This window comes from Mycobacterium sp. NGS49 (assembly GCF_059812565.1).
On sequence record NZ_JCALCX010000067.1, the window covers coordinates 1 to 11,722 of the forward strand.

Annotated in this window: 8 protein-coding genes and 1 pseudogene; all 9 read left to right on the top strand. The window is 70.6% G+C overall.

Going from position 1 to position 11,722, the window contains the following annotated elements; genetic code table 11:
- Positions 1–874 (top strand): annotated as a pseudogene (locus AC5Y7D_RS30330) (PE family protein); the annotation flags it as partial.
- 83 nt (positions 875–957) lie between these two features.
- Positions 958–2,520 (top strand): UDP-N-acetylmuramoyl-L-alanyl-D-glutamate--2,6-diaminopimelate ligase, encoded by a 1,563-nt coding sequence (locus tag AC5Y7D_RS30335; protein ID WP_499929811.1) that lies wholly within the window; start codon positions 958–960, stop codon positions 2,518–2,520.
- Positions 2,517–4,001 carry a UDP-N-acetylmuramoyl-tripeptide--D-alanyl-D-alanine ligase gene (locus AC5Y7D_RS30340; RefSeq protein ID WP_499929799.1) on the top strand — a complete coding sequence of 495 codons (1,485 nt, stop codon included), beginning with the start codon at positions 2,517–2,519 and terminating at the stop codon, positions 3,999–4,001. Before AC5Y7D_RS30335 ends, AC5Y7D_RS30340 begins: the two co-directional genes overlap by 4 nt.
- Entirely contained in the window at positions 3,998–5,077 is a 1,080-nt protein-coding gene (gene mraY, locus AC5Y7D_RS30345) for a phospho-N-acetylmuramoyl-pentapeptide-transferase (RefSeq protein ID WP_499929801.1), read from the top strand. The genes AC5Y7D_RS30340 and mraY overlap by 4 nt, the downstream gene beginning before the upstream one ends.
- Position 5,078: 1 nt before the next feature.
- Complete coding sequence (gene murD / locus AC5Y7D_RS30350; protein WP_499929803.1) at positions 5,079–6,527, top strand: UDP-N-acetylmuramoyl-L-alanine--D-glutamate ligase; 1,449 nt, start codon at positions 5,079–5,081, stop codon at positions 6,525–6,527.
- 5 nt (positions 6,528–6,532) lie between these two features.
- Entirely contained in the window at positions 6,533–8,101 is a 1,569-nt protein-coding gene (ftsW, locus tag AC5Y7D_RS30355; protein ID WP_499929805.1) for a putative lipid II flippase FtsW, read from the top strand.
- A gap of 44 nt (positions 8,102–8,145) precedes the next feature.
- A complete protein-coding gene (murG, locus tag AC5Y7D_RS30360) occupies positions 8,146–9,279 on the top strand; it encodes an undecaprenyldiphospho-muramoylpentapeptide beta-N-acetylglucosaminyltransferase (RefSeq protein WP_499929813.1) in 1,134 nt (377 codons plus the stop codon).
- On the top strand, positions 9,276–10,730 hold the full coding sequence (gene murC, locus AC5Y7D_RS30365; protein WP_499929807.1) for a UDP-N-acetylmuramate--L-alanine ligase: 1,455 nt from the start codon (positions 9,276–9,278) through the stop codon (positions 10,728–10,730). Before murG ends, murC begins: the two co-directional genes overlap by 4 nt.
- The coding region (locus AC5Y7D_RS30370; protein ID WP_499929809.1) for a cell division protein FtsQ/DivIB at positions 10,727–11,722 on the top strand (996 nt) is incomplete at its 3' end. The genes murC and AC5Y7D_RS30370, both read left to right, overlap by 4 nt.

Sequence of the window (11,722 nt, forward strand, 5' to 3'; positions counted from 1 at the left end):
CGGGGGTGACGGCGGTGCGGGCGGCTACGGCTTTATCGGTGGGGGCACCGGCGGCGGCGGCGGCGAGGGGAGCGGTGTGCTCCTGGGTATAGCCGGTGCCGGTGGTGCCGGCGGAAGCGGCTTCACCTCGGGTGGCGCTGGTGGTGCCGGTGGCGCCGGCGGCGGTTACCTCTTCGGCCTCGGCGGTGCAGGCGGCGCCGGCGGAGCGGCCTTCGACGCTGCCGGCATCGGTGGCGCCGGGGGCGCGGGCGGTGTCGCCGGTGTGTTGAGCGGCTACGCCCAGGGTGGCGTCGGTGGCATGGGTGGAGCGGGTCCCTCCGGAGGCGGTGCGGCCGGAATGGGCGGCACGGGCGCTGTCGTCCTGGGTGCAGGCATTGGAGGTGCCGGCGGTATCGGCGGCGCCGTGAACCCCGCCGGGCCAGGCGGCGCGGGCGGTGGCGGCGGCATGGGCGTGGCGGTCCTGGGCCTGAGTGTCGGCGGGGTCGGCGGTGCGGGCGGATTCAGCAACAACGGCGTCGGCGGCGTCGGCGGCGTGGGCGGCCAGGGCGCTAATGTCGCGGGCCTTGCTATCGGCGGTAACGGGGGCGCGGGTGGCGGCAGCGTCGGTCAGAGCGGCAACGGCGGTGACGGCGGCGATGCCGGCGGCTTGCTGAGCATCGGCTTGGCCGGTAACGGCGGGAACGCCGGCTTCGGCAGCGTGGCTGCCAGCGGTGGCAGCGGCGGCAATGTCGGGGCAATCGCCCAGGGCTCCTTCGTCTCCACGTTGTTCGGCGACGGCGGTGACGGCGGCAATGGTGCCGCCGGCGGGGCCGGCGGCACTGGCGGCAGCGGAGGCCTGATTCTCGGCACCTCCGGCACGAATGGATTGTCATAGCTGCCTAGCTGACTGCGCGGGCGCGGCTTTGCGCGGCGACCGGGGGCGTCTCGGTAGGGTGTCAGGGCCGATCATGGCGATCCCTGAACTTCTGCGCTCGGACGGAGGTGCTGCCCGTGGCGGAGTCGACGCCCACTGGGCTGCGCCCCCGCGCCGTCGCCGGGTTGCCGCTGTCGGCGCTGGCCGCACAGATCTCGGCGACGCAGGTCAACGTCGCCGATGTGCTCATCACCGGGGTGACGTTGCGCGCCCAGGACGTTCAGCCCGGTGACCTGTTCGCCGCGCTGCCCGGCTCGACGACCCACGGCGCGCGGCATGCCGGTGACGCCATCGAGCGAGGTGCGGCCGCGGTGCTCACCGACGCCGAAGGTGTCGCCGCGATGGGGCCGCACTCCGCGGCCGTCCCCATCTTGGTGCACCCGGCACCGCGCAGCGTGCTCGGCGGGCTGGCCGCGACCGTATACGGGCGCCCGTCCGACCGCGTCCCGGTCATCGGGATCACCGGCACATCGGGCAAGACCACCACGACATACCTGGTCGAGGCCGGTCTGCGCGCGGCCGGCCGGGTCGCGGGGCTGGTCGGCACCATCGGTATTCGTATCGACGGTGTCGACATCCCCAGCGCCCTGACCACGCCCGAGGCCCCGGCGTTGCAGGCGATGTTCGCGGCGATGGCCGAGGGCGGTGTCGACACCGTGGTGATGGAGGTGTCCAGTCACGCGCTGGCGCTGGGCCGGGTGGACGGCACCGAGTTCGCCGTCGGCGCCTTCACCAACCTCTCGCGTGACCACCTGGACTTCCACCCGACCATGGCGGACTACTTCGAGGCCAAGGCGTTGTTGTTCGACCCCGCCTCGGCTTTGCGCGCCCGCAGGGTCGTGGTGTGCGTCGACGACGACGCGGGCCGTGCGATGGCGGCGCGCGCCGGTGACGCGATAACCGTCAGCGTCAGCGGCCAACCCGCGCACTGGCGCGCCCTCGACGTGACGCGCGCCGGACCGGCGAGTCAGGAGTTCACCGCCGTCGATCCCGCCGGCGCCCAGCACCGCATCGGAATCAACCTGCCGGGCCACTACAACATCGCCAATTGCCTTGTCGCGCTGGCGCTTCTGGACACGGTCGGGGTGTCGCCGGCGCAGGCGGCGCCGGGTCTGCGGGAAACGCGGGTGCCGGGGCGTCTCGAGCGCGTTGACCGCGGCCAGGATTTCCTCGCGCTCGTCGACTACGCGCACAAACCCGGCGCGCTGCGCGCCGTGTTGACCACCCTGAGGCAACCCGGCCGTCGCCTGGCGGTGGTGTTCGGGGCCGGTGGTGACCGCGATCCGGGCAAGCGGGCGCCGATGGGTGCGGTGGCCGCCGAACTCGCCGACCTCGTCGTCGTCACCGACGACAACCCGCGCAGCGAGGACCCCGCCGATATCCGTCGCGAAATCCTTTCCGGCGCAATCGAAGTGGACGCCAAAGCCGAGTTGATCGAGATCGGCGACCGCCGCGACGCGATCCGGTATGCGGTCGCCTGGGCCGGGCCCGGAGACGTGGTGCTGATCGCCGGCAAAGGCCATGAAACCGGTCAGCGCTGCGGCGACCAGGTGCGGCCGTTCGACGACCGGGTGGAGCTGGCGCACGCGCTGGAGGCTCACCGATGATCGACCTGACCGTGGCCCAGATCGCCGAGATCGTCGGCGGCACACTGGCCGACATCACCCCCGAGCGGGCCGCGACGACCCGGGTAACCGGGACGGTGGAATTCGACTCACGCGCCGTAGGCCCGGGCGGATTGTTCCTGGCGCTGCCCGGTGCGCGCGCCGACGGGCACGACCATGCGGCGTCGGCGGTGGCCGCCGGCGCGGTGGCGGTACTGGCCGCCCGGCCGGTCGGCGTGCCGGCGATCGTCGTCAAGCCCCAAGTCGCGGCCGACGACCGGGCCGGAGTGCTCGAGCACGACGCCGACGGGTCGGGTGCCGCCGTGCTGGCCGCGCTGGCCAAGCTGGCCAAGGCGGTGGCCGCCGACCTGGTGGGCGGCGGGCTGCGGATCATCGGGATCACCGGCTCGTCGGGCAAGACGTCGACCAAGGACCTGGTGGCCGCGGTGCTGCGGCCATTGGGTGAGGTGGTGGCCCCGCCGGGGTCGTTCAACAACGAGCTGGGTCACCCCTGGACGGTGCTGCGGGCGACGCGCAATACCGACTTCCTGATCCTGGAGATGTCGGCGCGTCATCCCGGCAACATCGCTGCGCTGGCCGACATCGCCACCCCGTCGATCGGCGTCGTACTCAACGTCGGCACCGCCCACCTGGGCGAGTTCGGCTCCCGGGAGATCATTGCCCAGACTAAATCCGAGCTGCCGCAGGCGGTTTCGTCATCTGGAGTGGTCATCCTCAACGCCGACGAACCGATGGTGGCGGCCATGGCCGAGGTGACCGCGGCCAGGGTGGTCCGGGTGAGCCGAAGCGCCGGCGACGTGTGGGCCGGCCCGGTGTCCCTCGACGAGTTGGCCAGGCCCCAGTTCACCCTGCACGCCGGCAGCGAACAAGTCGACGTCCGCCTCGGCGTCTACGGCGACCATCAGGTCAGCAACGCACTGTGCGCCGCGGCGGTCGCGCTGGAATGTGGCGCGAGCGTCGACCAGATCGCGGCAGCGCTCAAGTCGGCGGGACCGGTGTCGCGCCACCGCATGCAGGTGATTACCCGCGCCGACGGCGTGACCGTCATCGATGACGCCTACAACGCCAACCCCGACTCCATGCGGGCCGGTCTACAAGCGCTCGCCTGGATCGCACACGGTGACGACCAACCGCGACGCAGCTGGGCGGTACTGGGCGAGATGGCCGAGCTCGGTGAGGATGCAATATCCGAGCACGACCGCATCGGCCGGCTCGCCGTGCGATTAGATGTGTCTCGACTCGTTGTCGTGGGAACCGGGAGGTCGATGAGCGCCATGCACCAGGGTGCGGTGATGGAGGGCTCGTGGGGGGAGGAAGCCGTCATGGTCGATAGCGCCGACGGCGCTCTGGCCCTGTTGCGCGCCGAACTGCAGCCCGGGGACGTGGTGCTGGTCAAGGCGTCCAACTCGGCTGGATTGGGAGCGCTGGCCGACGCACTGATCGCCGAAGGCGCACGCCCGTGAGGCAGATCCTGATCGCCGTCGCCATCGCGGTGACCGTCTCCATATTGCTCACGCCGGCGCTGATCCGGCTGTTCACCAGGCAGGGTTTCGGCCACCAGATCCGCGAGGACGGTCCGCCCAGCCACCACACCAAGCGGGGCACGCCGTCGATGGGCGGGGTGGCCATCCTGGCCGGCATCTGGGCCGGCTACCTGGGCACCCACCTGTTCGGGCTGGCATTCGACGGCGAGGGGATCTCCGCGTCGGGGCTCGCCGTGCTCGGACTGGCCACCGCCCTGGGCGGGGTCGGGTTCATCGACGACCTGATCAAGATCCGCCGCTCGCGCAACCTGGGCCTGAACAAGACGGCCAAGACGGTCGGGCAGATCACCGCCGCCGTGCTGTTCGCGGTGCTGGTGCTGCAGTTCCGCAACAATGCCGGGCTGACGCCGGGCAGTGCGGACCTGTCCTACGTGCGCGAGATCGCCACCGTGACCTTCGCGCCCGGACTGTTCGTGTTGTTCTGTGTCGTGGTGGTCAGCGCCTGGTCGAACGCGGTCAACTTCACCGACGGGCTCGACGGCCTGGCCGCCGGATGCATGGCGATGGTCACCGGCGCATACGTGTTGATCACCTTCTGGCAGTACCGCAACGCCTGCGTCACCGCGCCCGGGCTGGGCTGCTACAACGTGCGCGACCCGCTGGACCTGGCGTTGATCGCGGCCGCCACCGCCGGGGCCTGTATCGGTTTTCTGTGGTGGAATGCCGCGCCTGCCAAAATCTTCATGGGAGACACCGGGTCGCTGGCGCTGGGTGGCATCATCGCCGGACTCTCGGTGACCAGCCGCACCGAGATACTTGCCGTGGTGCTTGGGGCGCTGTTCGTCGCCGAGGTCACCTCGGTGGTGTTGCAGATCCTGGCCTTCCGAACCACCGGCCGCCGGGTCTTCCGGATGGCCCCCTTCCACCATCATTTCGAACTGGGCGGCTGGGCCGAAACCACGGTGATTATCCGGTTCTGGCTACTCACCGCGATCACCTGCGGTCTGGGCGTCGCCTTGTTCTACGGCGAGTGGCTGTCCACGATCGGGGCCTGAGGTGCTCGACCCGTTAGCGCCCGGTGCGCCCGTTCTGATCGCTGGTGCCCGGGTGACCGGCCGCGCGGTCCTGGCTGCGCTGACCCGGTTCGGGGCGGTGCCGACGCTGTGCGACGACGACCCGCAGATGCTGGCCCCGCACGCCGAGAACCGCGTCTTGACCGCTGACCCGGCGGCCGCGATCGAGCAGATCGAGCGCTATGCGCTGGTGGTCACCAGCCCGGGGTTCCAGCCGACCACACCCGTGCTGGCTGCCGCCGCGGCGGCCGGCGTGCCCATTTGGGGCGACGTGGAACTGGCCTGGCGACTGGATGCGGCCGGTGAGTTCGGGCCGCCGCGCCGCTGGCTGCTGGTCACCGGGACCAATGGCAAGACCACCACCACGTCGATGCTGCACGACATGCTGATCGCTGGGGGACTGCGCAGCCGGCTGTGCGGGAATATCGGCGATCCGGTGCTCGACGTGCTGGACCAGCCGTCCGACGTGCTCGCCGTGGAATTGTCCAGCTTTCAGCTGTACTGGGCGCCGTCGCTGCGGCCCGAGGCGGGGGTGGTGCTCAACATCGCCGAAGACCACCTGGACTGGCACCACACCATGGCTGCCTATACCGCCGCCAAGGCCCGGGTGCTCGCGGGCCGGGTCGCCGTCGTCGGCCTGGACGACAGCCGGGCGGCGGCGCTGCGCGACACCGCGCCGGCATCGGTGCGGGTCGGCTTCCGGCTCGGCGAACCAGCGGCGGGGGAGCTGGGTGTGCGCGACGGGTGGCTGATCGATTGTGCCTTCGCCCAGGATCTACCGCTGCTTCCGGTCACCTCCATACCCGTGCCGGGTCCGGTCGGGGTGCTCAACACCCTGGCGGCCGCGGCGCTGGCGCGCGCGGTCGGCGTGGCCCCGGAAGCGATCGCCGCGGCCACCGGCTCGTTCCGGTTGGGTCGTCACCGCGCCGAGGTGGTGACCGTCGCGGACGGCATCACCTATGTCGACGACTCCAAAGCCACCAACCCGCACGCCGCACAGGCTTCGGTGCTGGCCTATCCCCGGGTGGTGTGGCTGGCCGGCGGTCTGCTCAAGGGGGCATCGCTGGACGCCGAGGTGGGCCGGATGGCGTCACACCTGGTCGGGGCGGTGCTCATCGGACGAGATCGCGCCGAGGTTGCCGAGGCGTTATCACGACACGCCCCCGATGTCCCCGTCGTACAGGTTGTTACAGGCGAGGATATTGAGATGCATGCGACTGGTGTGATTTCTGTTGCCGATGTGACACAAGTGAATAACGGCGACGATCTGGGCGCGCGTGTGATGGCGGCAGCGGTCGCCGCGGCCCGCGACCTGGCCAAACCCGGTGACACGGTGTTGTTGGCCCCGGCAGGCGCATCGTTCGACCAGTTCAGTGGCTACGCCGCACGTGGCGATGCCTTCGCGGCCGCCGTACGCGCCGCGGTCCGGTAGGCGGTGTGGGTATCGCACTGACCCGGTTGCTGCGCCGGGACAAGGGGGACACGCCCGACTCTGACGAGGCCACGGACCACGGCGACGGCGACCGGGCTGAGGCAGCTGCCGTTGAGGAGAAGGCGCTCAAAGTCGGTCCGAGCGGGCCCCGTACCGCATTCGGTGCCTGGCTGGGCCGGCCGATGACCTCGTTTCACCTCATCATTGCCGTCGCCGCACTGCTGACCACCTTGGGTCTGATCATGGTGCTGTCCGCGTCCGGCGTGCGGTCCTACGACGACGACGGATCGGCGTGGGTGATCTTCGGCAAGCAGGTCATGTGGACCTGCGTCGGCCTGTTCGGCTGCTACGTCGCCCTGCGGATGTCGGTGCAGTTCATGCGCCGTATCGCGTTCACCGGTTTCGCGTTCACCATCGTGCTGCTGGTCCTGGTGCTGGTTCCCGGCATCGGCAAGGAAGCCAACGGTTCACGCGGATGGTTCGTGGTCGCCGGCTTCTCCATGCAGCCCTCCGAGCTGACCAAGATGGCGTTCGCAATCTGGGGCGCGCACCTGCTTGCCGCCCGGCGCATGGAGCGGGCGTCGTTGCGCGACATGCTGATCCCGCTCGTGCCTGCTGCGCTGGTGGCACTGGCACTGATCGTTGCCCAGCCCGACCTGGGCCAGACGGTGTCGCTGGGCATCATCTTGCTGGGCCTGCTCTGGTATGCGGGGCTTCCGCTGCGCGTCTTCCTCACCTCACTGGGGGCGGTCTTCATCGCCGGTGGGATCCTGGCGGTGTCCGCCGGCTACCGCTCGGACCGGGTGCGGTCCTGGCTCAACCCCGAAGACGACCCGATGGACTCCGGTTACCAGGCTCGGCAGGCCAAGTACGCACTGGCCCACGGCGGCATCTTCGGCGACGGACTCGGCCAGGGCGTGGCCAAGTGGAACTACCTGCCCAACGCCCACAACGACTTCATCTTCGCCATCATCGGCGAGGAGCTGGGCCTGGTGGGTGCGGTGGGCCTGCTGGGACTGTTCGGGCTGTTCGCCTACACCGGCATGCGCATTGCGCGGCGATCCGCGGACCCGTTCCTGCGGCTACTGACCGCCACGACAACCTTGTGGGTGCTGGGACAGGCGTTCATCAACATCGGCTATGTGATCGGTCTGCTGCCGGTTACCGGCCTGCAGCTGCCGCTGATCTCGGCGGGGGGAACGTCGACGGCCGCGACGCTGACCCAGATCGGCATCATCGCCAGCGCGGCGCGCCACGAGCCCGAAGCCGTGGCCGCGCTGCGGGCCGGGCGCGACGATAAGGTGAACCGGCTGCTGCGGCTGCCGCTGCCGGAGCCGTACTCGCCCAGCCGCCTCGAGGCGTTCCGCGATCGCAAACGTCCGCAGCCGAAGCCGGCACGCAAACCGCCGCGCCGGGCCGCCGCGCCGCCACCGCCGAAGGCGGTGCCGCGTACGGGACGCCGGTCCGGAGGCAGCGGGCACGTGCGGGACAGGCATCATGGATCTGGCCCGCAGTACGCGGGCCGACGTCAAACACGGCGCGCAAGTGCACTGGAAGGTCAGCGTTACGGGTGAACGACCAGGTCAGGGAGTCAGCCGGCGGGCAAGGGGACGGTCCTCTGCCCGCCGGTGGCACGTTCTCGGTCGTGCTGGCCGGCGGCGGCACCGCCGGACACGTGGAGCCGGCGATGGCCGTCGCCGACGCGCTGACCGCACTGGAACCCGGGGTCCGGATCACCGCGTTGGGCACCGCGCGCGGATTGGAGACCCGGTTGGTACCCGAGCGCGGGTACCACCTCGAGCTGATCACGGCGGTGCCGCTGCCCCGCAAACCCAGCGGAGACCTGGCCCGGCTGCCACCGCGGGTATGGCGAGCGGTGCGGGAAACCCGAGCGGTGCTCGACGGCGTCGGCGCCGACGTCATCATCGGTTTCGGCGGCTATGTGGCGTTGCCCGCCTACCTGGCTTCCCGGGGCGGGGCCGGACGCCGCCGTATTCCGGTGGTGATTCACGAGGCCAACGCCCGAGCCGGGCTGGCCAACCGGGTTGGCGCGCGGTCGGCCGACCGGATCCTGTCGGCGGTGCCCGATTCCGGGCTGCGGCGCGCCGAAGTGGTCGGGGTTCCGATTCGGGCGACGATCACCGCGCTGGACCGCGCCGCGTTACGCGCGCAAGCGCGGGCCCACTTCGGCTTCGCCGAGGATGCGCGTGTGCTGCTGGTGTTCGGCGGCTCACAGGGTGCGGTGTCGCTGAACCGGGCCGTGTCCGCGGCTGCTGCCGACCTGGCGGCCGCCGGCGTGTCGGTACTGCATGCGCACGGCCCGAAAAACACCCTCGAGCTACGCACACCGAATCTCGGGGACCCGCCGTATGTCGCGGTGCCCTACCTGGACCGGATGGACCTGGCCTACTCCGCCGCCGACATGGTGATCTGCCGATCCGGGGCGATGACGGTGGCCGAAGTCTCGGCCGTCGGCCTGCCCGCGATCTATGTGCCGCTGCCGATCGGCAACGGTGAGCAGCGGCTCAATGCGCTGCCGGTGGTGAACGCCGGGGGCGGCATCATCGTCGCCGACGCGGCGCTGACGCCGGACCTGGTGGCGCGCGAAGTAGCCGGGCTACTCACCGACACGGCCCGGCTTGCGGCGATGACGACCGCCGCGGCACGGGTCGGACACCGTGATGCCGCGCAGCAGGTGGCTCAGGCGGCGCTCGATGTGGGCCGGCGTGCCCGGGCCGGAGGATTGCGATGACCGGCGAACAGCTGCCGCCGGAGCTGCAGCGTGTGCACATGGTGGGTATCGGCGGTGCCGGGATGTCCGGCGTGGCCCGCATCCTGCTGGACCGCGGTGGCCTGGTGTCGGGCTCCGATGCCAAGGAGTCGCGCGGCGTCCATGCGCTGCGGGCCCGCGGGGCGCAGATCCGCATCGGTCACGACGCCTCGGCACTGGACATGTTGCCCGGCGGCGTCACGGCGGTGATCACCACCCATGCCGCCATCCCCAAGACCAATCCGGAATTGGTCGAAGCGAGGCGTCGGGGGATTCCGGTGGTCCTGCGGCCGGTGGTGTTGGCCAAACTAATGGCGGGGCGCACCACGTTGATGGTCACCGGCACGCACGGCAAGACGACCACCACGTCGATGCTCATCGTCACGCTGCAGCACTGCGGACGGGATCCCTCGTTCGCGGTCGGTGGTGAACTCGGCGAGGCGGGCACCAACGCCCACCACGGCAGCGGCGACTACTTCGTCGCCGAAGCCGACGAGAGCGACGGCACGCTGCTGGAGTACACGCCCAACGTCGCGGTGGTCACCAACATCGAGTCCGATCATCTGGACTTCTACGGCAGCACCGAGGCCTACGTCGGGGTGTTCGACTCTTTTGTCGAGCGGCTCGCGCCCGGTGGTGCCCTGGTAGTGTGCACCGACGACCCGGGCGCGGCTGCGCTGGCCCGGCGCACGGCGGAGCTGGGAATACGGGTGCTCTGCTACGGGTCGACCGACGGGCCGCTGGCCGCCAGATTGTTGTCGTGGGAACAGCACGGCACCGAAGCCGTCGCCCACATCCAACTGGGTGGTGAGGCGCAGCCGCGGGTGATGCGGCTTGCGGTGCCGGGGCGCCACATGGCACTCAACGCACTGGCCGCGTTGCTGGCGGCGACCGAGATCGGCGCGCCCGTCGACGACGTGCTTGACGGGCTGGCCGGCTTCGAAGGGGTGCGGCGGCGCTTCGAGCTGGTCGGCACCGCCGACTCGGTGCGGGTATTTGACGACTATGCCCATCACCCCACCGAGATCGGCGCCACCCTGGCGGCGGTCCGTTCCGTGGTCGAGCAGCGCGGCAGCGGTCGTTCGCTGGTGGTCTTTCAGCCCCATTTGTATTCGCGGACAAAGGCTTTCGCCCAGGAGTTCGGCGTCGCGCTGAGCGGTGCAGACGAGGTGTTCGTGCTCGACGTCTACGGCGCGCGCGAGCAACCGTTGGCAGGAATCAGCGGGGCCACGGTCGCCGAGCATGTCAGCGTTCCCGTCCACTATCTCGCCGACTTCTCGGGGGTGCCCCAGGCGGTGGCCGCGGCTGCGGCACCGGGAGACGTCATTGTCACCATGGGCGCGGGTGATGTGACGCTGCTGGGCCCCGAGATACTCGATGCGCTTCGCCGGCGAGCCAACCGCGGTGGACCCGATGCCGGAGTGCCGCGGTGAGCGGACCCGACGCCGACGAATCTGGGGCTCGGCCTACCGACCTGGCGGGTGAGCCTCCCGCTCTTGCCGGCACCGGTGAGGCGATCACCGAGCCGATCTTCAGTGGCTCGGGCCAAGATGCTGCCCCGGAGGCCTCGCAATCCCCGGAAGCCGCGCAAACCCCGCAAACCGAGGAAGCGGAGGACTTCGAAGGCCCGCGTCGGCGTGCCCGACGCGAACGCGCGGAGCGCCGTGCCGTGCAGGCCCGTGCGACCGCCATCGAGGAGGCCCGCCGCGAGGCCAGGCGGCGCGCCAAAGGAAGCGTCCTGCCCGAGCCCAAACCCGTTGCGCGCGGGGTGGTTCGGGGTCTGAAGATGCTGCTCGCGACGGTGCTGCTGGTGGTGGTCGGGGTGGGGCTGGGTCTCATCCTCTACTTCACGCCGGCGATGGCTGCGCGCAATATCGTGGTCACCGGCACCGGCGTGGTGACCCGGGAGGAAGTGCTCGACGCCGCCCAGGTGCGGATCGGCACGCCGCTGCTGCAGATCAACACCAACCAGGTCGCCGACCGGGTGGCGGCGATCCGGCGGGTGGCCAGCGCGCGGGTGCAGCGGCAATACCCGTCGGCGCTGCGCATCACCATCGTCGAGCGAATCCCGGTGGTGGTGAAGGATTTTCCGGACGGACCGCATCTTTTCGACCGCGACGGCGTCGATTTCGCCACTGACCCGCCACCGCCGTCGGTGCCGTACATCGACGCGGAGAACCCAGGGCCCACCGATCCGGCCACGCTGGCCGCCTTGAAGGTGTTGAGCACGCTGCGTCCCGAGGTCGCCGACCAGGTGGGCCGCATCGCCGCTCCGTCGGTCTCCTCGATCACGCTCACGCTGACCGACGGTCGCGTGGTGATCTGGGGGACCACCGATCGTGCGGCGGAGAAGGCCGAGAAGTTGGCTGCGCTGCTGACCCAACCGGGGCGCACCTACGACGTATCCAGCCCGGACCTGCCGACG

Excerpts from the sequence above, each read along its gene's own strand:
- AC5Y7D_RS30340 (WP_499929799.1), top strand. The coding sequence starts at position 2,517 with ATGATCGACCTGACCGTGGCCCAGATCGCCGAGATCGTCGGCGGCACA.
- murC (WP_499929807.1), top strand. The coding sequence starts at position 9,276 with ATGACCGGCGAACAGCTGCCGCCGGAGCTGCAGCGTGTGCACATGGTG.